The sequence below is a fragment of the Nocardia sp. NPDC004278 genome (assembly GCF_053602975.1).
Window position 1 is genome coordinate 60,487 of the sequence record NZ_JBSGEQ010000028.1, and the last position, 20,328, is coordinate 80,814.

19 protein-coding genes are annotated in these 20,328 nt (G+C 65.5%); 8 read left to right on the plus strand and 11 right to left on the minus strand.

The features are described 5' to 3' along the window. Positions 1-148 precede the first annotated feature (148 nt). Complete coding sequence (gene coaE / locus ACWEO2_RS32880) at positions 149-1,360, plus strand: dephospho-CoA kinase (protein ID WP_452408891.1); 1,212 nt, start codon at positions 149-151, stop codon at positions 1,358-1,360. 24 nt (positions 1,361-1,384) lie between these two features. Here coaE and ACWEO2_RS32885 read toward each other — a convergent pair whose 3' ends face one another. From ACWEO2_RS32885 to ACWEO2_RS32905, 5 genes are all read right to left on the minus strand, one after another. Then, the gene (locus ACWEO2_RS32885) at positions 1,385-1,849 is read right to left on the minus strand and encodes an SRPBCC family protein (protein WP_452408892.1); all 465 of its coding nucleotides are present in this window, start codon (positions 1,847-1,849) and stop codon (positions 1,385-1,387) included. Further along, entirely contained in the window at positions 1,846-2,394 is a 549-nt protein-coding gene (locus ACWEO2_RS32890) for a pyridoxamine 5'-phosphate oxidase family protein (protein WP_452408893.1), read from the minus strand. Before ACWEO2_RS32890 ends, ACWEO2_RS32885 begins: the two co-directional genes overlap by 4 nt. After that, complete coding sequence (locus tag ACWEO2_RS32895) at positions 2,391-2,756, minus strand: ArsR/SmtB family transcription factor (protein WP_452408894.1); 366 nt, start codon at positions 2,754-2,756, stop codon at positions 2,391-2,393. Before ACWEO2_RS32895 ends, ACWEO2_RS32890 begins: the two co-directional genes overlap by 4 nt. A 112-nt stretch (positions 2,757-2,868) precedes the next feature. Beyond that, complete coding sequence (locus tag ACWEO2_RS32900; protein WP_355188076.1) at positions 2,869-3,393, minus strand: DUF402 domain-containing protein; 525 nt, start codon at positions 3,391-3,393, stop codon at positions 2,869-2,871. Between the two features lie 67 nt (positions 3,394-3,460). Then, positions 3,461-4,099, minus strand: a complete 639-nt coding sequence (locus tag ACWEO2_RS32905) for a DUF402 domain-containing protein (RefSeq protein ID WP_452408895.1) — start codon at positions 4,097-4,099, stop codon at positions 3,461-3,463. A 237-nt stretch (positions 4,100-4,336) separates the two neighbouring features. On the opposite strand from ACWEO2_RS32905, the gene uvrB reads away from it, so the two are divergent. Next, positions 4,337-6,520, plus strand: a complete 2,184-nt coding sequence (gene uvrB, locus ACWEO2_RS32910) for an excinuclease ABC subunit UvrB (RefSeq protein WP_452408896.1) — start codon at positions 4,337-4,339, stop codon at positions 6,518-6,520. Between the two features lie 38 nt (positions 6,521-6,558). On the opposite strand, the gene ACWEO2_RS32915 is transcribed toward uvrB, so the two are convergent. Then, on the minus strand, positions 6,559-7,044 hold the full coding sequence (locus ACWEO2_RS32915) for a VOC family protein (RefSeq protein ID WP_452408897.1): 486 nt from the start codon (positions 7,042-7,044) through the stop codon (positions 6,559-6,561). Positions 7,045-7,097: 53 nt separating this feature from the next. On the opposite strand from ACWEO2_RS32915, the gene ACWEO2_RS32920 reads away from it, so the two are divergent. The 3 genes from ACWEO2_RS32920 to ACWEO2_RS32930 all read left to right on the plus strand — a co-directional run bounded on the left by ACWEO2_RS32920 (position 7,098) and on the right by ACWEO2_RS32930 (position 9,399). Continuing rightward, a complete protein-coding gene (locus ACWEO2_RS32920; protein ID WP_452408898.1) occupies positions 7,098-7,979 on the plus strand; it encodes an AraC family transcriptional regulator in 882 nt (293 codons plus the stop codon). 78 nt (positions 7,980-8,057) lie between these two features. Further along, positions 8,058-8,474, plus strand: a complete 417-nt coding sequence (locus tag ACWEO2_RS32925; protein WP_354957705.1) for a DoxX family protein — start codon at positions 8,058-8,060, stop codon at positions 8,472-8,474. Between the two features lie 472 nt (positions 8,475-8,946). Further along, positions 8,947-9,399: a universal stress protein gene (locus ACWEO2_RS32930; RefSeq protein WP_354957706.1), complete on the plus strand. Its 453-nt coding sequence runs from the start codon at positions 8,947-8,949 to the stop codon at positions 9,397-9,399. A 73-nt stretch (positions 9,400-9,472) separates the two neighbouring features. Here ACWEO2_RS32930 and ACWEO2_RS32935 read toward each other — a convergent pair whose 3' ends face one another. The 3 genes from ACWEO2_RS32935 to ACWEO2_RS32945 all read right to left on the minus strand — a co-directional run bounded on the left by ACWEO2_RS32935 (position 9,473) and on the right by ACWEO2_RS32945 (position 13,560). Then, entirely contained in the window at positions 9,473-11,776 is a 2,304-nt protein-coding gene (locus ACWEO2_RS32935; protein ID WP_452408899.1) for a HelD family protein, read from the minus strand. A gap of 84 nt (positions 11,777-11,860) precedes the next feature. Then, positions 11,861-12,208: an antibiotic biosynthesis monooxygenase family protein gene (locus ACWEO2_RS32940; RefSeq protein WP_452408900.1), complete on the minus strand. Its 348-nt coding sequence runs from the start codon at positions 12,206-12,208 to the stop codon at positions 11,861-11,863. Between the two features lie 8 nt (positions 12,209-12,216). Then, positions 12,217-13,560: a diguanylate cyclase domain-containing protein gene (locus ACWEO2_RS32945; RefSeq protein ID WP_452408901.1), complete on the minus strand. Its 1,344-nt coding sequence runs from the start codon at positions 13,558-13,560 to the stop codon at positions 12,217-12,219. A gap of 315 nt (positions 13,561-13,875) precedes the next feature. Between ACWEO2_RS32945 and ACWEO2_RS32950 the strand changes: the two genes are divergently transcribed. Continuing rightward, positions 13,876-14,121, plus strand: a complete 246-nt coding sequence (locus tag ACWEO2_RS32950; RefSeq protein ID WP_452408902.1) for a hypothetical protein — start codon at positions 13,876-13,878, stop codon at positions 14,119-14,121. Positions 14,122-14,134: 13 nt separating this feature from the next. On the opposite strand, the gene ACWEO2_RS32955 is transcribed toward ACWEO2_RS32950, so the two are convergent. Beyond that, positions 14,135-15,874: a sensor histidine kinase gene (locus ACWEO2_RS32955; RefSeq protein WP_452408903.1), complete on the minus strand. Its 1,740-nt coding sequence runs from the start codon at positions 15,872-15,874 to the stop codon at positions 14,135-14,137. A 136-nt stretch (positions 15,875-16,010) separates the two neighbouring features. On the opposite strand from ACWEO2_RS32955, the gene ACWEO2_RS32960 reads away from it, so the two are divergent. After that, positions 16,011-16,793, plus strand: a complete 783-nt coding sequence (locus ACWEO2_RS32960; protein WP_452408904.1) for a sigma 54 modulation/S30EA ribosomal C-terminal domain-containing protein — start codon at positions 16,011-16,013, stop codon at positions 16,791-16,793. Here the strand turns inward: ACWEO2_RS32960 and ACWEO2_RS32965 are convergent. After that, positions 16,790-17,422: a response regulator transcription factor gene (locus ACWEO2_RS32965; RefSeq protein ID WP_354960387.1), complete on the minus strand. Its 633-nt coding sequence runs from the start codon at positions 17,420-17,422 to the stop codon at positions 16,790-16,792. The two genes, ACWEO2_RS32960 and ACWEO2_RS32965, sit on opposite strands and share 4 nt — an antisense overlap. Before the next feature lie 791 nt (positions 17,423-18,213). On the opposite strand from ACWEO2_RS32965, the gene ACWEO2_RS32970 reads away from it, so the two are divergent. Beyond that, on the plus strand, positions 18,214-20,310 hold the full coding sequence (locus ACWEO2_RS32970; protein ID WP_452408905.1) for an amylo-alpha-1,6-glucosidase: 2,097 nt from the start codon (positions 18,214-18,216) through the stop codon (positions 20,308-20,310). Positions 20,311-20,328: the final 18 nt, after the last annotated feature.

The following is a 20,328-nucleotide window of genomic DNA, read 5'->3' on the forward strand; positions in this document are numbered from 1 at the left end:
CGAGATGGTCTCGACGGAGTCACGGATCGGGCAAATGGCGTTTCAGATGGTGGAATGCGCGGCGCGAGTGGGTATTCACCGCGATTGGGTGCGGTTCGCGGGCCAGGGCGTTCGTTCGGTGGGTGCTCGCGGATGCGAGACTGGTCGAATGTTGCGGATCGGCCTCACCGGAGGCATGGGAGCGGGCAAGTCGACGGTGGCGCGGATTCTCGCCGAGCTCGGCGCGGTGATCGTCGACTCCGACGTGATCGCCAGAGAGGTCGTCGAACCGGGTACCGAGGGCCTTGCGGCGTTGGTCGAGGCGTTCGGGCCCGATATCCTCGCCGCCGACGGCACCCTGGACCGCCCCGCGCTGGCGGCCAAGGCATTCGGGAACGACGAGGCGCGCGCGACGCTGAATTCCATTGTCCATCCGTTGGTCGGTAAACGCACCGCGGAATTAATTGCCGCTGCACCGGCGAATGCGATTCTTGTTCAAGATATTCCGCTGTTGGTCGAGAACGGCCTCGTACCGCTGATGAATCTCGTATTGATTGTCGACGTGCCCGCGGAAATTCGTATACGGCGCTTGGTGGAATTCCGGGGCGTTTCCGAATCGGATGCGCGGGCACGTATTTCGGCGCAGGCCACCGATGAACAGCGGCGTGCCGCCGCGGATGTGTTGTTGGACAATAGCGGCGCGCCGGGGGAGATCGAACCGGTGATCCGGCAATTGTGGGCGGAACGGCTGGTGCCGTTCGAGGCCGGTCTGCGCACCGGGACACCGGCGCCGCGGAAAGAGGTGCGCTTGGTACCCGCCGATCCGGAGTGGGCGGCACAGGCGCAGCGGCTCATCGCCCGGCTGTGGGTGGCCTGCGGTCCGGTGGCGTCGCGGATCGATCACATCGGTTCGACCTCGGTGCCCGAATTGCCCGCCAAGGATGTGATCGATCTGCAGATTACCGTCGCGGATATGGCCGCCGCCGACGGACTGCGGGATGCGTTGGGTGCGGCTGGTTTTCCGGTTCGTCCGGATACCACCGGCGATAATCCGAAACCGACGGCGACAGATCCGGCGGGTACCGATACAGCATTGTGGGCCAAGCGATTTCACCAGAGCGCCGATCCGGGGCGGCTGGCCAATGTGCATATTCGAGTCGCGGGCTCACCCGGTCAGGAGTTCGCATTGCTTTTTCGGGACTGGCTGCGCGCCGACGCGGCGGTGCGCGCGGAGTATCTGGAGATCAAGCGCGAGGGTGCGGCCAAGGCCGCCGGGTTGACCGGGGACGCGGCCACGCTGGCCTACCTGGATGTCAAGGAGCCATGGTTCGACGCTGCCTACACTCGGGCCGCGGCCTGGCGGGACAGCGTCGAACACTGATCTGCGCGAAGGCTTTTCGGACGATCAGAACAGTGTGGCCAGTCGGTCCAGGCTCTGCCCCCAGCCCCGCTTGGCGTCGTCCTCGGGACTCAGCGGTCCGGGGGCGAGTAGGTGGAAGGTCATGGTGGTCTTGGCGTCAGCGGTTTCGTCGAAGGTCACCGTGATCACCGATTCGCGCTCGGCGCTGCCGTCGCCGGTCGGATCGCCCCAGGTGAAGACCAGGCGTTCGGGTTCGGTGATCTCCCGGAACACCCCCGCGCTCGGGAAGCTGGTGCCGTCGGCGTCGGCGACCATGGCCGACGCATAGCGGCCGCCGACTCTCGGCTCCACCACGATGCTGTCGCGTGGTGTCGAAAAGCCTTCTGGCCCAGCCCATTCTGCCAGCTGGTCGGGATCGAGCCAGGCCTGGAAGACCAGCTCGCGCGGGGCGTCGAAGACTCGGACGATGGTGAATTCGCGCTCGGCTGTGTTGATGGATCGCTCGCTCATGACAGTGTCGTCTCCTCGTGTTCGGGGTGGGGTGCGCGGCTGTCGGCACCGGTCATCCAATCGGGGGCGCCCTCGGGGAATCTGGTGCGGAAGTCCATCAGGCCGACCCAGTTGGGCCGCACCACGATTCGCTCCATCCGCGGCGCCAGTTCGGTCAGGAAGGTGAGGTAGTCGGCGACCGTATCCGCGCCACCCTTGCGCATGGCGGCCGCGTATTCCGGTGCGAGCCCGTCCATTTCGGATACCTCGGCGCGTCCCCTGATCAGTAATGTCTCGGGCGGTGCGGAATTGGTGTCGATGGTAATGGCGACATCGGGTCTGACCCGCAGCATCTTCGCCTTCTTCGACGGTGCGAAACCGGCCATGACTACCTCGGTGCCGTTCCACCAGAAATTGATCGGCAGCACTCGCGGTGTGCCGTCGGCCGCGGTGCAGGCCAGCCGCGCCGGGATATTCGCCGCCAGTAGCCGCTGGGCCAATTCGGTGTCGAGCAGGCGCACATCGCCCTGGGGCAGCGTTGTGAGATCGGGTGGCTTCGAGGTCATGGGGTGTCCTTTTGCTGTATTCGTCGCAGATGTTCGTCGAGCCGATCGAAACGGGCGTCCCAGAATTTCCGGTACCGGTCCAGCCAATCGGTGGCCGCGCCGAGCGGCGCCGCCTCCAGTCGGCACGGGCGCCATTGCGCGTGCTGGCCACGGGTGATGAGCCCGGCGCGCTCGAGCACCTTCAGGTGTTTCGAGATCGCGGGCAGGCTCATGGCGAACGGTTCCGCGAGTTCGGTGACGCTCGCTTCGCCCTCGGCGAGCCGGGCGAGGATGGCTCGCCTGGTCGGGTCCGCGAGTGCGGCGAAGGTTCGGCTGAGGTCGTCGGCCTTGGAGTTGTCCGTCATGGTCCGGTCGTCCGTCATGGATATATTAAACCAGTTGGCTAATTAACTGATTGGTTAAATAGTGCGCCGACAGGCACCGGCCTGTCAAGGGCTGGCGAGGAATCCGGTCAGTGCCGGGAGGGCTGTGCGGTTACAGCCAGGTCAGGGTGATGTCGAGCGTGTCGAGCCAGCGCTCGAGCGAGTAGCCATTGGCGGCGATGCCGTCGATGGCGATCGATGCGTTGTCGATCGCGGCCGTTGCCTCGGCGAGGGTGATCAGGCCAGCGGCGTGCGCGGCCAGCAATTCGTCGATATCGAGCAGTTCGGTCTCGCGCTCGGAGCGCACCACGATATCGAGGTAGTGGTCCACCGCCTTCCACTTCTTCGGCTCGACCTGGGTGAATTGGCCGATATCGAGGTAGTAGTCCTGATCGCGGCGGTGTGCCGGGTGATAGTGGAAGACCGTCACCCGGATGGAAAGTCCGGGCAGCAGCCACGATTCCATGTAGTGGAACTGTGGATGGTCCGAGGTGCGCGCCATGTACAGGCCCCATGGTTCGGCGCGGTAGCGCTCGACCGGCCGGATGAAGCCCTTCGGGTCCGTGTTGGTCAGTTCCGCGAGGTTGAAGTACTCGACCTTGGGCCTGTGCACGTCCACTGATGGTGCCTGTGTCATGCAAACAGAATCTACCGCCGTTGCGGCCACGTCGAGTGGTATGGCGGCGGCCTGCTCGGCTGCTGGGCTACATCCAGGTCAGTGTGATCTCCTGCGTGGCGAGCCAGGGCTCCACCTCATGGCCGTGCGCCGCCACACCCGCCATCGTCTTGGCCGCTCGGTCGAGGGCGTAGTGCGCATGGGTGGTATCGATCAGACCGGCCGCATGTGCGGTCAGCAACTCGTCGACGCCACGCAGTTGGGCCGCTCGGCCGTGCCGCACCGCGATCTCGAGGTACTGGTCCATGGACTTCCAGCGCTTCGGCTCGATCCGGGTGTACTCGCCGATATGCAGGCAGTAGTCCAGGTCGCGGTGATGCCCCGGCTGGTAGTGCGCGATCGTCACGCGCAACCAGAGTTCGGGCAGCAGCCAGGTCTCCAGGTACTGGATCCGCGGACCGTTGACGGTGCGTGCCACATACAGACCCCACGGTTCGATGTGCACCCGATCTATCGGCCGCACATAACCCTTGGGGTCGGTCATGGTCAGTTCGGCGATATTGAAGTGTTCTATCTGCGGTCTCAGTTGGGTTGTCATCGGGGATCCCGGTGCGGCGGTGGAAGTTGTGGGGTTCGCGGGAGCCAGCCCGCGTAAGTCTCGCGCGACATAACCGGCGATTCCGGTCACAGCGGGCGCGGCGGCAAGCAATGGAATCAGAGCGCTCATGGCCTCATCCTCAGTTCCGACAACCAAACTAGGCTACACCCGGAACCCGCGGTGCGCGCTTGACGAATTTCGTTGCGGCAACGGACATTTAGGACAGGTAACGGCCTGCGCATCGGCGCTGGTCCGTGGCGGTGCGATAGATCGCGCAACGGCTATTCGATCGTGATCCGGAGGTGGTTCGGCTGGTGGATCCGCCGGGCCGCGAATCTGTCGGTGCCTGGGCCTAGGCTGGGGACCATGGCATTCGCAACCGAAATCCCGGCGGAAGGCTACGAGGACCGGGGCACTCCGCTGGCGCATTCGGAATTCCGGCCGGTCGGGGAGATCGAGCGGGCCGATGGGCAGTTCCAGGTTGTCAGCGAACATCGCCCCGCGGGCGATCAGCCCACGGCCATCAATGAACTCGAGCGCCGGATCAAGGCGGGCGAGCGCGATGTGGTGCTGCTCGGTGCTACCGGTACCGGTAAGTCGGCGACCACCGCGTGGCTCATCGAGCGGTTGCAGCGGCCGACGCTGGTAATGGCGCCGAACAAGACCCTCGCCGCGCAGCTGGCCAATGAGTTGCGAGAGATGTTGCCCAACAATGCCGTCGAGTACTTCGTCTCGTACTACGACTATTACCAACCCGAGGCATATATCGCGCAGACCGATACCTATATCGAAAAGGACAGCTCGATCAACGACGATGTCGAGCGGCTGCGGCATTCGGCCACCTCGAGCCTGCTCTCGCGCCGCGATGTCGTTGTGGTGGCCTCGGTGTCGTGCATCTACGGTCTCGGTACGCCGCAGTCGTACCTGGATCGGTCGGTGCAGTTGGAGGTCGGCACCGAGATCGATCGGGACGCGTTCCTGCGGCTGCTCGTCGACGTGCAGTACACCCGCAACGACATGTCCTTCACCCGCGGTTCGTTCCGGGTGCGCGGCGATACCGTCGAGATCATCCCGTCCTATGAGGAACTCGCGGTCCGCATCGAATTCTTCGGCGACGAGATCGAGGCGCTGTACTACCTGCATCCGCTTACCGGCGATGTGGTGCGGCAGGTCGATACCGTGCGGATCTTCCCGGCGACGCACTATGTGGCAGGTCCGGAGCGGATGGAACGCGCCGTCCGCGATATCGAGACCGAACTCGAGCAGCGGCTGGCAGAGCTGGAGCGCCAGGGCAAGCTGTTGGAGGCGCAGCGATTGCGGATGCGCACGCAGTACGACCTGGAGATGATCCGGCAGGTCGGGTTCTGTTCGGGCATCGAGAACTACTCGCGTCATATCGATGGGCGTCCGGCGGGTTCCGCGCCCGCGACATTGCTGGACTATTTTCCGGAGGACTTCCTGCTCGTCATCGACGAGTCGCATGTCACCGTCCCACAGATCGGCGGCATGTACGAGGGTGATATGTCGCGTAAGCGCAATCTGGTCGAGTTCGGGTTCCGGCTGCCCTCGGCCATCGACAATCGACCGCTGACCTGGGAGGAGTTCGCGGAGCGGATCGGGCAGGCGGTCTATCTGTCGGCCACTCCGGGGCCGTACGAACTCGGCCAGGCCGGTGGTGAGGTCGTCGAGCAGGTGATCCGGCCGACGGGGCTGGTCGATCCACAGGTGGTGGTCAAGCCGACCAAGGGGCAGATCGATGATCTGGTCCACGAGATCCGGCTGCGGACCGAACGCGACGAGCGGGTGCTCGTCACCACGCTGACCAAGAAGATGGCCGAGGACCTCACCGACTACCTGCTCGGCCTCGGTGTGCGGGTGCGGTATCTGCACTCGGAAATCGATACGCTGCGCCGGGTCGAGCTGCTGCGGCAGTTGCGACTCGGTGAGTACGACGTGCTCGTCGGCATCAACCTGCTCCGCGAGGGCCTCGACCTGCCCGAGGTGTCATTGGTCGCGATTCTGGACGCGGATAAGGAGGGTTTCCTGCGCAGCAGTACCAGCCTCATCCAGACCATCGGCCGCGCGGCGCGCAATGTCTCCGGTGAAGTGCACATGTACGCGGACAAGGTCACCGACTCGATGCGTCATGCCATCGATGAGACCGAACGCCGCCGGGCCAAGCAGGTCGCCTACAACGAGTCGATGGGCATCGATCCGCAGCCGCTGCGCAAGAAGATCGCCGACATCCTGGATCAGGTGTATCAGGAGGCCGACGACAGCGAGGTGGCCGTCGGCGGATCGGGCCGCAATGTCAGCCGCGGCCGCCGTGCCCAGGGCGAGCCGGGGCGGGCGGTGAGCGCGGGGGTGTACGAGGGGCGCGATATCAAGTCGATGCCGCGTGCCGAATTGGCCGATCTGGTCAAGGAACTCACCGCACAGATGATGAATGCGGCGCGCGAGCTGCAGTTCGAGTTGGCCGGGCGGCTGCGCGATGAGATCGCGGATCTGAAGAAGGAACTGCGCGGAATGGATGCCGCGGGGTTGAGTTGAGCGGCGGCGTCTTTCGACGCCGCCTGACTCGGCGTTGCTCAGCTCTGGGTGGCCATCCATTCGTTGACGCGGCGCTCGGCCTCGTCACGGGAGACGTTCTCGACCTTGGTCAGCACCGCCCAGCGGTGGCCGAAGGGGTCGATCACCACGCCGAAGCGGTCGCCGGTGACAAAGGTCTGCGGCTCCTCCGCACTGCGCGCGCCGTTGTCGATGGCGCGCTTGATGACCGCGTCGACATCGGGGCAGTAGTGCACGATCGAGGTGTGCACCCATTCGCCATTGGGGGCCAGGACATTGTTGTCCGGAATGGGCATGCCCAGTTGCAGGGTCGAGTCGCCGATCTTCAGTTCGGCATGCGCGGGTTGACCGTCGGGAAGATCGTTGCGGCTGATCACCTCGGCCTCGAAGACATTGGTGTAGAACTCGATTGCCTTGTTTCCGTCGGGAACCGCCAGGAAGCAGGTGATGGAGTGATAGCCATCGGCAATGGGGTTCACGGTCTCGGTGTTCGCGGTTTCGCTCATGCCGATAAGCCTGGTCGTTCGCGACGGCGTGGTCTTGTAAGAAAGCGACAGCGGTGATCGGGACCCACGGCGAGCCGGTTTCGGTGCCCGCGCCCGACAATGTGAAGGGCATCTTGCATCCGGACGAGCAGGCCAGGCATCGGTCGCTGGTGCGTCTGTCCGCCGGACCCGAGGTCGGCCGATTCGTCGAGTGGTATTGGTCGGTGCGCTGGGATCTGACCGGCAGACCACCGTATTACGCCGAGGTGCTGCCGTTCCCGTGCGTGAACGTCACCTTCGAACGCACCGAATCCCGAACCGGCGGTTTCGTCAACGGTGTCTGCACGACGAAGTACGTCCGCGAGCTCAGCGGTGTGGGGGAGACCTTCGGCGTACGGTTCCGCGCGGGTGGCTTCGGCGCGTTCACCGGTCTGGATGTCGGTGCCTTCCGGGACGCCGCGGTGCCGCTCACCGAGGTGCTGCCCGAGGCCGAGGACTTGACCGACCGCGTGCTCGCCGAACCTTCGGATACTCAGCGCCGCAGCATCATCGAGGACTTTCTGATCGGCCGACAGGCCGCGGCGGATCCCAACTATCGGCTGGTGCTGCGCATCGTCGCGGCGATGGAACAGGATCTGGATCTGACCCGGGTCGATCAGGTCACTGACCGGTTCGATATCCCGATCCGCACACTGCAACGGACGTTCCGGCGGTATATCGGGGCCGGGCCGAAATGGGTATTGCGCCGATATCGGCTCCAGGACGGCGCCGATCTACTGGCGCGCGGTCGCACGGGAGATCTGGCTGCGCTGGCCACCGAGTTGGGCTATTTTGATCAGGCACATTTCTCGCGTGAGTTCACGGCCGAAGTCGGAATGGCTCCGCTGGAATATGCCAAGAATTCGCTACGCTCCCGCAATGAGGTGACTTCGAAGGTCATTCCGACCAGGATGTAGTTGCAGGACCGATCGCGTTCGACCACCCGAACACGAGGTCGAGAATCGGCCTCCGCATCAGCGAATGAGGAGTTGGCCATGGATGTCTTGGTGTTGATCGGGCGGGTGCTCTTCTCGGTGTTGTTCTTGAGTTCGGCGGCAGGACATTTCACACAGACCGAGGTGATGGCGGACTACGCCAAGAACCGGGGCCTGCCGCTGCCGAGGATCGCCGTACTGGCCTCCGGCGTGATGTTCGCGCTCGGTGGCCTCAGCGTGCTGCTCGGCGTATGGGCGGACCTGGGGTCGCTGCTGCTGGCGATCACGCTGCTTTCGACGACGGTGCTGATGCACCAGTTCTGGAAGGAGTCCGATCCGCAGGCCAAACAGGGCGAGATGATCCATTTCAATAAGGATCTCGCCCTCACCGGTGCTTCGCTGATGCTGTTCGCATTCTTCGCACATGTCGACGAACTCGGATTGACCATTACCGGTCCACTATTCACCGGTCTGTAGATTCGGCGCGGCCGGATTTGTGCCGAGCGTGCCGATACTGTGCGCTTTTTGGCTCGATTGCATTTATCGTGCTGACCGAGCCACAGCATGATAGCTGCGGAATCGGATGGAAGGAGTGCGGCGAGATGAGTGCGCTCCGCGCTGTCCTCGGTCGGGACGGTGTTCCCGCCGGATAGCGGCCATAACTGCGATATGTGATGAATATCCCAGGGGCACAAGAACGTTCGCCGCGGGTTGTGATGGATCACAGCTCGCGGACCCGGAAATTAGATCCGCCCAGGTCGCAAAGGCCGTTCCCGGCATTCGCCGGATGAACCCATGTCGGTAAAGCCGGAACATCCCGAGTGTGATGTGTTGCGATTTCTGCTATTTCCGGCCGGTTTGCCGCTATGGTCGACCCCAGTCGCCGCACGGGTGCCACGACTCCAGAGTGGCACCGAGGCAGGCACCCGACACCACAGTTGGAGGAAAGATGACCGCCTACCGGACCATTGTCGTCGGTACCGATGGCTCGGACTCGTCGTATGTCGCCGTCGATAAGGCCGCGGCGCTGGCCGGGGCCGCGGGTGCGACCCTGGTCGTGGCCTGCGCGTACTACCCGACCGACGATCGTGACGTCGCCGCGGCCGCCGATGTGCTCAAGGATGAGGCCTACCAGGTGCGCGGCTCCGCGCCCACCAATGAGATCTTGCGCACCGCCCGAGACCGCGCGGTCGCGGCGGGGGCCGAGGAGATCGTCGAGCGGGCAATCGTCGGTGAGCCCGTCGAGTCGCTGCTCGGGCTCGTCAAGGAGGTCGAGGCCGATCTGCTGGTCGTCGGTAACCGGGGGCTGAACACCCTGGCCGGACGGCTGCTGGGATCGGTGCCCTCGGATGTGGCGCGCAAGTCGCGTTCGGATGTGCTGATCGTGCACACCGTCAGGTAGGTGAAACCCGCTGCGGCAGCCGCACATCCCCGAGTGGTCGGGGATGTGCGGCTGTTGTTTTCGTGGTCGGAACTCAGTCCAGTGCGCCGAGCACCGGCGGCAGCTCCGCGGTGTGCACCACCGCGAGTCGCTGGGTCGCTCGGGTCAGTGCCACGTAGAGGTCGTTGAGCCCGCGGGGTGATTCGTCGAGAATGCCCTGGGGTTCGACCAGATAGACCGCGTCGAATTCCAGACCCTTGACCTCGTGCACCGTCAGCACCCGGACGGATTCGCCAGCCAGCCCGGTGAAATCCGCGACCAGCGCGTGCGGTGTGATGACCGCGGTGGTGCCGGGTCCGGTCTCGGCCGCGACCAAATCCGCTACCGAGCTGCGCAATTCGCTCGGTTCGACGCCGTGTGCGCGTGGTTTCACGCCCGTCTCGCGCACCGACCGCGGCACGGCCGCACTCGGATCGATCGCGGCGAGCACATCGGCGGCGACCGCCATGATCTCCGCAGGGGTCCGGTAGTTCACGGTCAACTCGGTGCGCTTCCACCGTTGCGCCACATAGGGTTCCAGCATCGCCTGCCAGGACGACGCGCCCGCCGGATCGCCGGTCTGGGCGACATCGCCGACCACCGTGACCCACCGGTTCGGAATGCGGCGCATCACCATCCGCCAGGCCATCTCCGAAAGCTCTTGCGCCTCATCGACGATCACGTGGCCATAGGTCCAATTGCGGTCGCCCGCAGCGCGTTCCGCGGTGGTCTGCCGGTTGCGCACATCCTGACGTTCGGCCAGCTGGCTGGCATCGATCAGGTCGTAGGCCATCAAGATCTCCGGATCGAGTTCGTCCTCGAGATCCTGTGGGGCCGAACCGGTCAGGATGTCGAGCGCGTCCTGGGCCTCGGCCAGCTGGGCCCGCCAGCGGCGGCGGGCGCGTTCGCGTTCCTCGGTGTCGTCGATGCCGAGCAGTTCGGCGAGCTCGTCGAGCAGCGGTGCATCGGGTGCGCTGAACTCACCGTTATCCGAGCGCTCCAGCTCGGCCCGGTCTGTCGGGTCCAGACTGCTCGCGGCGCGGTCGAGTCGCTTCGGATCGGCCAGCAGATCGGCGAGCACGTCCTGTGGTGACAGGATCGGCCACAGTTTGCCGATGGCCGCCTGGATTTCCGGGTCGGCGCGCATTTCGTCCCGGATCTCGGCGAGATCGGTTCGGCTGAGCAGACTTTGGCCCCCGGACAGATCCGCGCCCATGGTCTGGGCCAGCTGTTCGGTGAGTGCGTCGATAACCGAGGAGGCGAAGATCGGGCGGGCCAGATTGTGCGGACGCCGCGATGAGCGCGCCCGGCCGCGGGCCTTGGTGGCGATCTTGCGGTCGAGGGTGACCGGGTAGCCGTCGAAGCTCAGCCGGATCGGTTCGGCGGGTACCTCCTGACGGTCGCGCACCGCCTGTTTGAGCACCTCCAGCATGGCCAGCGAGCCCTTGATCTCCCCGGCGCGCAGCGAATCCTCGCGGGTGGCCTTAACCCCCGGATACAGATCGCCGATGGTGGACAGCAGCACACCGGTCTCACCGAGCGAGGGCAGCACCTGGCCGATGTAGTCGAGGAAGGTCGCGTTGGGACCGATGATCAGCACGCCGCTCTTGGCCAGCTGCTGGCGGTAGGTGTAGAGCAGGTAGGCCGCGCGGTGCAGCGCGACGGCGGTTTTGCCGGTGCCGGGACCGCCCTGGACCACCAGCACACTCTTGTGCTCGGAGCGAATGATCGCGTCCTGCTCGCTCTGGATGGTCTCGACAATGTCGTTCATATGGCCGGTGCGGGCGGCATTGAGTGCCGAGAGCAGCGCGCTCTCGCTGCCGACCCCGCCCTCGCCAGCGGTCACACCTGCGGTGCGGGCGGCCTCGAGGTCCAGGTATTCGTCGTTGATGGCGGTGACCCGCCGATTGCGGGATCGGATATGCCGACGCCGGACCACCCCGTCCGGGGCGGCGGTCGTCGCGAGATAGAACGGACGGGCAAGGGGCGCACGCCAATCCAGCAGCAGCGTCTCGTAGTCGTCCTTCTCGTCGAGGATGCCGAGGCGGCCGATATAGCGGTACTCGGCATCCGAGTCGCCGTCGAGGTCGATGCGGCCGAAACACAGACCGTGTTCGGCGGCGTCGTATTTGGCCAGATCCTCGGAGTAGAGCTGGCTGAACGATTCGCGTTCGGTGCGGGCCTGCGGGGTGCCACCGGTTTCCAGCAAGACGGTGCGCAGTCTATTCGTGGCGTATTCGCGCATACCGTCGAGTCGTTCATAGAGCACCGACAGATATGTCTGCTCCTGGTCGATCTCGCGGTTCCGCTCGGGTGCGCCGTCGGGTACGGCACGGTCCTGAGTGAGACGGTCGGGCAAACTGAACTCCTTGTCACCGCGATGAGCCGGGTGCACACGCAGACTACGTTGCCCGCGAACGCTCGGAAAACAGAGTTGTCGAGTCTACTGCTGGTTCGGCGTGCTCGCTGTAACCGCAGGTAGAGGGTTCGTGAGTGGGTTGTCCGGGACCGGGGTGAAGTGTTGGACGACGGGGAACGGATCGTAGAAGTGGTGCAGCAACTGCTTCCAGCGCTGGTATCCCGCGGACTCGCGGAAACCATCAACATGATCGGCCAGTCGCTCCCATCCCACCAGCAGTAAGTAGGTGTCGGGCGCCTCGACGCAGCGCGACAGCGATAGCGACCGGAAGCCGGGCATACTCGCGATGATCGGCCTGGCCTCGGCGAACGCTGCCTCGAAGGCCGCCGACTGTTCGGGGTGCACGGGGAGCAGGGCGTGTTCGATGATCATGAAAACCTTCAGGAAGCGTGGGTGTTATTGGGTCTGCGGCCCAGTGGATCGGTGCCTTCCCGGCGTCCGGTCGGCTTGGCCCGGTACATCGCCAGATCGGCGTCGTGCAATACCGCCTCGGGTGTGCGGTTGTCGCCCTCCTCGAGTTCGGTGACGCCGATCGAGGCGTTCACCTCGATCCGGTGCCCGCGGGCGATGATCGGTTCTGCCATGGTCGAGCGCAGCCGCCGCACCAGGGAGTCGATATCGACGCGCCGGGTCCGTCCGGCGAGCAGCACCAGGAATTCGTCGCCGCCGAGCCGTCCGACCAGATCGGTGCCGCGCAACGCACGCTGCAGCCGCTGGGCCACGATCTGCAATACGGTGTCGCCGATCGCGTGGCCGAGGGTGTCGTTGATCGCCTTGAAGCCGTCCAGGTCGATGAACAGCACCGTCGAAACCGGCAGATCCGCGCTGCTGGCCAGCGCATTGGCGAGCTGGGACAGGATCAGCGAACGGTTGGCGAGTCCGGTCAGCGAGTCGTGGGTGGCCTGATACTCCAGTTGCCTTCGGCTGGCCCGGAATTCGGTGATGTCGGCGAATGACGACACTGCGGGCGAATCCGGATCGCCCGGATTGAGCAGGCGCGAGCTGCCCGAGAGCCAGCGGCGCTGTCCGTCCTGACGGTCGACGCCGAAGATATAGCCGGTGATCGTCTCGCCGGTCGCCAGGGTCCGCGCGACGGGATGCTTGCTCGGCGGCAGTGGCTGGGCATTGGCGTCGAGCAGCACCAGCGGCAGTTCGTCGATGGTGGCGCCGATGAGTTCGCGGCGGTCGTCGGTGCCGAAGATGCGCGCGGCCGCGGGATTGGCCGATTCGATGCGGCCGTCCCGATCGATCACCACCACGCCCTCCTCCAACTGCGAGACGACGGTGGTGAAATGCTGTTCGGCCCGGCGTTGTGCGGCCTCGGCGGCGCGCTGCGCGGTGAGATCGTGGATGACCACCTGATAGGCGAGATGGTCGTGCCATGCGGTGAGCACCGACACCGTCTCGACCGGGACGGTATCGCCGTCGACCCGGACCAGCTCCATTTCGGTGGGTTCGGAGGCGGCGCCCGCGAAGGTCAGGTCACTGGTGCCGGCCAGCATGCCGGGCACCGAATCGGGGTGGATGAAGCGGGTCAGCGGCTGGCCGATCACCTGGTCGGAGCTCTCGGCGGCCAGCATGCGCACGGTGGCCTGGTTGGCGTAGACGATGGTGCCGCGCTCGTGTACCACGATCCCGTCCGGGGTGTGCTCGACCAGGGATCGGTAGCGCTGCGCAAGCTGTTCGGCCTCGATACCGACGTCGGCCGCCTTGTCCTGATCCACTCGAACCCCCGATCGTCGACCCGGTTATGGCCATTGGAACATGGGATTATTCTGGTCTCGACGTCTACAAGATCACATCGTCCACGCTATTGCTTCGATCACAGTTCGGGCACTTCATCGGGCACTATCCGATGATCATTACAAAGCCCGGATCTGCGCACATTCCCGAGCCGAACGTCCGTCGGCCCGGGGAGGTCGGTGAAGGAACGATGCCATGCCGGGCACCAACTCGAAGCGCGAAGAGCACCGTCACGATCATATGACGATCGCCGGAATCGGTGCCGTGACCGGGTACGGCTGGGGTCTGGAGACCCTGTGGCACGGGTTGCCTATTCGATCAAACCGCTGACCGGCCACTGCCAGGGCGCGGCGGCCGGTGTCGAGGTGGCCGCCGCGGCACTGGGCTACGACCGGGGTATCGTGCCCGCCGCACCCATCGTCGCGACCGGGTACGAGCGGCTGCTGGACGGTCCGACGCCGTTCGCGGGCGGGATCACGGTGAAGCTGTCGCTCGGTATGGGCGGGAACAATTCGATGGTGGTGCTCGGTCCGGTCGACTGAGTCCGGCCGATGCTCACGGCAGCGGGACCGACCAGCACAGCTTCGTCCCGGGCATGGCGTCCGGTTCGTGCATACCCGCCACCGCCGGTTCGATGGTGAAGTGACCGTCCGACTTCTCGGCCCGCTGCTCCAGATTCCGCAATCCGCTGCGGATCACGTGATTCGGGATGCCCCAGCCGTCATCGGTGACCACGATGGTCAGGTCGTCGGCCACGCTGATCTCCACCGTGACGTTCGCCGCGCCGGAATGCCGCACCGCATTGCTCACCGCCTCGCGCACCACCGCCTCCGCGTGATCGGCCAGTTCGGCCTCCAGCACCGACAGCGGACCGGTCACCTGCACGGTGGCCCGCAGTGGCGCGTCGGCGCTCTGCTGGCGCACCGCGTCCTCGATCCGCTGCTGTAGCCGGATGCTGCTGCCATTGCCGCCGTGCAGATCGAAGATCGAGGTCCGGATCTCCTGGACCACCTCCTGCAGATCACTGATGACCGTCGAAAGATGCTGGCGCACTTCGGGAACCTCGGCCCGCGGCAGCACGCCCTGCAGTCTCAGTCCGATCGCGAACAGCCGCTGTATCACATGGTCGTGCAGGTCGCGGGCGATGCGGTCGCGGTCGGCGAGGATATCGAGTTCACGCATCCGGCGCTGGGTTTCGGCCAGCTGCATGGCGAGTGCGGCCTGGTCGGTGAAGGCGTTGGTCAGCTCGACCAGTTCATCGGTATAGGGCGGCGACCCGATCGGCCGCACGGTGACCAGCGTGCCGAGGGTGGCGTCGGGAGTGCACAGCGGCAGGATCAGCGCGGGCCCGATATCGTCGAGCGGCACGCCGAGATCGATCAGCGCGGCATCATCGAAGCGCAGCGGTGTGCGGCGGGTGAAGGCCTCGCTGAGTGCGGTGCCCTCGGCGTCCACGGTCAGCCCGTCGAATCCGCTGCCCGGACCGGACCATTGGGTAATGACCAGTTCGGATACCGCCGCGAGCTGCGGTTGCGGGGCCGCGGTGCTGGCGAGGAACGATTGGTGTGATCCGGTCAGCAGGCGCGCGTGATCGACCACATGCGCGAGCACCAGATCGGGTTCGCTGCCCGCGAGGAATTCGGTGGCGATATCGCGGGTGGCCTCGATCCAGGCCTGTCTGGTGCGCGCCGATTCATAGAGCCTGGCATTGTCGACCGCGATACCGGCGGCGGCCGCCAAAGCCTGCACGAGCACATCGTCGTCCTCGGTGAAGGGCTGGCCATTGGCCTTCTCGGTCAGGTAGAGGCTGCCGAAGACTTCGTCGCGGATGCGCACGGGCACACCGAGAAAGGTGTGCATCGGCGGGTGGTGTGCCGGAAAGCCCACTGATGCCGGATGTTTCGACAGTTCGTCGAGGCGCAGCGGCTTGGGCTGGGAGAACACCTCGCCGAGTACGCCGTGTCCGGCGGGGAGCCGCCCGATGGCTTCCCTGGTCTTATCGTCGATGCCCTCATCGAGGAACTGCGTGACCTGCTGTTCGTGGCCGCGCACGGCCAGCGCGCCATAGCGGGCGTCGACCAGGCTGGTCGCGGTATGCACGATGGCGCGCAGGGTTTCGTCGAGATCGAGGCCCGAGGTGACAGTCAGCATCGCCTCGACCAGGCCGTCCATCCGGTCGCGTGAATCGATGATCAGCTCGACGCGTTCCTTGACCTCCGACAGGAGCTCCCGGAGCCGCAGTTGCGAGAGCGTGTCGCGTACCGAATAGGGGCCGCTACCCAACTCTTCGGTCATGTCGGCATCCTGTTCTGGTGTGTGCGCAACAGCGCCTAGGCCAGTCTAGTTGGCCGATCGGGGACTTTCGGCCCTGTTCGCGACGTCGTAGCAGTGATGGCATGGTCGCACCGGGAATAGAAAGTAGGGTTGTCCTATGAATTCACCGTTGCGTTCGTCGGAGGTGTGGGCAACCGCCGCCGATCCTGAACTGGCCGTGACCACCCGGGGCGCGGTGCCGCCCGCGGATGTGACCAGGGCTGTGCGGGGGATCGGTCGCGTGCTGCGCCGACATCACCTCGACGCGGCGGCACGGGTGCGGGTGACCGCACCGGTGGATGCGGACGAACCGACGTTGGTACAGGCCAACATTCGCATACACGACACCCCGACCCGGGTGCAGGTCACCGGGCCGCGCGGCTTCGCGGTGACCTTCGCCGTCGAACGGCTGGACCGCCAGATCGCCCGGCTGGCGACCAAGCAGTCACGCGAGTGGCCCGATCCGGCGCGTCCGCCCCTGGCCCGGGTCACCGACCCGCGCCCGATCGTGCGGAGGAAGCACTGTGCGTTGCTGACCGGTACGCCCGCCGAGGCGACCGCGGTGTTGGATGCGATGGATTACGACGCATACCTTTTCATCGATGCCGAGACCGGCGAGGATGCCGTGGTGTCCTGGGCTGATTCACTGGGCATCCAGATGGCCAGGCAGCGCACCACTATCGCGCCGGAGGCTCCGACGAATAGGCCGCTGACGGTGAATTCGCTCCCGGTGATCATGGCTACCGAGCCAGCGCCGACGCTACTGGAAGAGGCGGCGGTGACCAGGCTGTGCCGCAATGGCCTACCGTTCCTGTTCTTCACCGACGCCGATACCGGTCGGGGCAGGCTGCTGTACCGCCGCTTCGACGGGGATCTCACGATCGTCGTTCCCGTCGGTTAACCCTCCCGCAGTTTGGAGGCCAGCACCGCGGCCTGGGTACGCCGTTCCATGCCGAGTTTGGCGAGCAAGCGGGATACGTAATTCTTGACGGTCTTCTCCGCCAAGAACATTCGCGCAGCGATCTGCCGATTGGTCAATCCCTCGCCGAGCAATGCGAGCAGTCGGCGTTCTTGTTCGGTGAGTCCGGCAAGTGGTCCGTCGTTTTCGGTGCTGCTGCGCAGCCGCGCTTTGAGCGCGATTGCCGCGCGGTTATCCAAGAGCGAACGACCGGCGCCGACCTCCTTGATGGCGGCCGCCAATTCCATGCCCTTGATGTTCTTCACGACATAGCCGCTCGCGCCCGCCAGGATCGCGTCCAGCATGGCGTGCTCGTCGGTGTAGGACGTCAAAATGAGACAATGCAAACCGTCGATTTCGGCGAGCAGATCGCGGCACAGTTCGATGCCGTTCCCATCGGGTAGTCGGACGTCCAGTACGGCCACATCGGGTTGCAGCGCGTGAATGCCCGTCATGGCGGTGGCGACGTCGCCCGCCTGGCCGATCACCGTGAGTTCCGGATCGCTCTCCAGCAGGTCGACGAGGCCGCGTCGGACGATCTCGTGGTCGTCGACGAGGAACACAGTGATCACGCGACCTCCCATGTGCTGCAGGGGATCTCGCGCCCCTGATCGTCTCACTCCGACAAGGTATCTCGTCGCGGCGCACACCGGTATGCCGGAGCCGACAATTTCGAGTAAATGCCGACTCGAATTTACCAGCGCGAGTTACGGAACTCCGGTAGAAACCGACCGCGCGAAAGGCTTTGTATGAATCAGGGTTCCAGGTATGCTATGGCCGAAAGTCATTCATAGAGGTCTTTGGCAGCGTGGCCTGGAGGGCCCCATGCACAGTTATCTCGAACAATGACATATTCAGCGCAGCTCGATTTCGGCAATATTTTCGGTCCGCCGGAGAGCTGTCCCGATTGTGGTTCGGACGCCATCGGCACCTTGGACGACCTTCGGGATACCCTGTTCGGCTGCCGAACGTGCGGCGTGCAATGGCGGCTGGCGCACGGTCGGACCATTCTGGAGATCCCGGCTTTCGATGCGCAGCCGATGCCCGAAGAATGGACTTGCCCATGAGAATCGGACTGATCGTGCCACCGTGAGTGCCGGTACCGCCGCTCGCGTACGGCGGCACCGAAGCGGTGGTCGGCAAACTCGTGTCGGGTCCGTCCATCGGATAAACGCGGAGCAGGGCGTGCACCGTGCGGTCCAGTTGCCGGGCTCGCGCGTCGAAAACTGGTGATGATCACCGAGATCCGCGAATCCGGGGAGTGCCGCTATTACACTGAGCGGGTGCGTCCACTGAGGGGCCCCGACGATCCGGAACCGCGCGGTGAGCGCTCGAGCCGGGCCATGCTGCCCACGCCGGTCGCTTGACGGGCCCGTGGGGTGAGGGTGTCGATCCGGGCGCGCCGCGGGCGGTCGCCGGGGTGACCCTGGTCGAGGGATCGACGTTCTGCATCAGTGAGGACGGCGGTGTCATCAGCCCGAATCGTCCCGAGGGACTGTTCGTTCGCGATACCAGGGTGCTGTCGCGATGGCGGCTGACCGTCGACGGGTTGCCGCCGCAGCCGCTCACGGTCCAGCATGCAGAGCCCTACAGTGCGACGCTGCTGGCCAGAACGCCGCCGCGGCCGGGGCGCGCCGACAGCACCGCGCTGGTGAGCGTCGCTCGGCATGTCGGCGACGGTATGCGCGAGGACCTGACAGTGCGCAATCTTTCCGGTGCGGCCATCAGCTGTGTGGTCGCGCTGGAGCTCGACGCCGATTTCGCGGATCTGTTCGAGGTGAAGGAGGGGCGGGTCGGCGACACCGTTGTGGTCACCAAGAGCAAGGCGATGGCGGGCTCGCTCGAGATCAGCCGGACCGATCTGGCCTTGGCGGTGACGGTGACCGCCGCGGGGGCGACCGCGACCGATCGCGAATTGCGGTGGGAGGTGGATCTGCCGGGCCGCGGTGATTGGTCGGCGTGCATTCAGTACCAGCCGACGCTGGGATCGCCCGTGACGCCGCGGCACGTGTGCGGGAAGCCGGTGTCGCACAGCGCGCCAGCGCGGCGGATGCGGGAATGGTACGAGAACTCGCCGCTGGTCCGGACCGGGGACGAGACGTTGGCCGCGGTATTGCGCCGCGCCGTGGTCGATCTCGGTGCGCTGCGCATCTTCGACCCGGGGCATCCGGAGCGGGCGGTGGTCGCCGCCGGTGCGCCGTGGTTCATGGCGCTGTTCGGGCGGGACTCGCTGCTCACTTCCTGGATGGTGTTGCCGCTGGATCGGAGGTTGGCCGTCGGCACCTTGCAGAGCCTGGCCGGCTTGCAGGGCAGTGAGATTCGCGAGGTGACCGAGGAACAGCCGGGCCGGATTCCGCACGAGGTGCGATTCGGGCGGGCGGCGACGCTGCTGCTCGGCGGTGACACCGTGTACTACGGAACCGCCGACGCCACACCATTGTTCGTGATGTTGCTGGGTGAGCTGCATCGATGGGGACTCGATGCCGAAACCCGGGACGAGCTGCTGCCGCATGCGGATCGGGCACTGGACTGGATCGAGCGCTTCGGTGATGTGGACGGTGACGGATTCGTCGAATACGAGCGCGCGGCCCAGCACGGGCTGGCGAATCAGGGCTGGAAGGACTCCTGGGACGGGGTGAATTTCGCCGACGGCCGATTGCCCGAGGCGCCGATCGCGCTGGCCGAAGTGCAGGGGTATGTGTACGCCGCGTATCTGGCGCGGGCGGCGCTGGCAGTCGATATGGGCGATCACGCGATCGCGGATCGGTTCCGTACCAAGGCGGCCGCGCTGAAGGCCGCCTTCAATACCGCGTTCTGGCTGCCCGAGCAGGGTTGGTTCGCCATCGGTCTGGATCGGGACAAGCGGCCGATCGACGCGCTGACCTCCAATATCGGGCACTGCCTGTGGACCGGGATCATCGATGAGGACAAGGCGGGCCGGGTCGCGGACCATCTGCTGTCGCCGCAGATGTTCAGCGGGTTCGGGATCCGCACACTGGCCACCGATATGGGCGCTTACAACCCGGTCAGCTATCACAACGGCTCGGTGTGGCCGCACGACAATGCGATCTGCGCCGCCGGGCTGATGCGCTACGGCTACACCGAACACGCCAACCGCGTGATCGACGGGGTGCTCGAGGCGTCGACCCGATTCGGCTATCGACTGCCCGAGCTGTTCAGCGGATTCGACCGCGCGGAATTCGACGCGCCGGTGCCGTATCCGACCTCCTGCTCACCGCAGGCGTGGGCGTCCGCGGCGCCGCTGCTGTTCATGCGGAGCATGTTGCGGCTCGAACCCGGCGGCGGGTCGGCCTCGGTCGCGCCCGCGGTGCCGGACCGGTATCTGCCGCTGCGGGTGAGCGGGGTGCGGGTGGGCGCGGATGTGCTCACGGTCACCGTGGACAATGAGGGGTGGCAGCTCAGCGGGTTGTCAGGAAAGTTGCGTCGATCGGATACTTGACCTGGGCGGATGCCCGGT

Coding starts and splice junctions, on each gene's coding strand:
- ACWEO2_RS32955 (WP_452408903.1), bottom strand. CDS start 15,874: ATGACCGAAGAGTTGGGTAGCGGCCCCTATTCGGTACGCGACACGCTC.
- uvrB (WP_452408896.1), top strand. CDS start 4,337: ATGGCATTCGCAACCGAAATCCCGGCGGAAGGCTACGAGGACCGGGGC.
- ACWEO2_RS32895 (WP_452408894.1), bottom strand. CDS start 2,756: ATGACGGACGACCGGACCATGACGGACAACTCCAAGGCCGACGACCTC.
- coaE (WP_452408891.1), top strand. CDS start 149: ATGTTGCGGATCGGCCTCACCGGAGGCATGGGAGCGGGCAAGTCGACG.
- ACWEO2_RS32925 (WP_354957705.1), top strand. CDS start 8,058: ATGGATGTCTTGGTGTTGATCGGGCGGGTGCTCTTCTCGGTGTTGTTC.
- ACWEO2_RS32890 (WP_452408893.1), bottom strand. CDS start 2,394: ATGACCTCGAAGCCACCCGATCTCACAACGCTGCCCCAGGGCGATGTG.
- ACWEO2_RS32940 (WP_452408900.1), bottom strand. CDS start 12,208: ATGATCATCGAACACGCCCTGCTCCCCGTGCACCCCGAACAGTCGGCG.
- ACWEO2_RS32930 (WP_354957706.1), top strand. CDS start 8,947: ATGACCGCCTACCGGACCATTGTCGTCGGTACCGATGGCTCGGACTCG.
- ACWEO2_RS32960 (WP_452408904.1), top strand. CDS start 16,011: ATGAATTCACCGTTGCGTTCGTCGGAGGTGTGGGCAACCGCCGCCGAT.
- ACWEO2_RS32885 (WP_452408892.1), bottom strand. CDS start 1,849: ATGAGCGAGCGATCCATCAACACAGCCGAGCGCGAATTCACCATCGTC.
- ACWEO2_RS32905 (WP_452408895.1), bottom strand. CDS start 4,099: ATGAGCGCTCTGATTCCATTGCTTGCCGCCGCGCCCGCTGTGACCGGA.
- ACWEO2_RS32915 (WP_452408897.1), bottom strand. CDS start 7,044: ATGAGCGAAACCGCGAACACCGAGACCGTGAACCCCATTGCCGATGGC.
- ACWEO2_RS32900 (WP_355188076.1), bottom strand. CDS start 3,393: ATGACACAGGCACCATCAGTGGACGTGCACAGGCCCAAGGTCGAGTAC.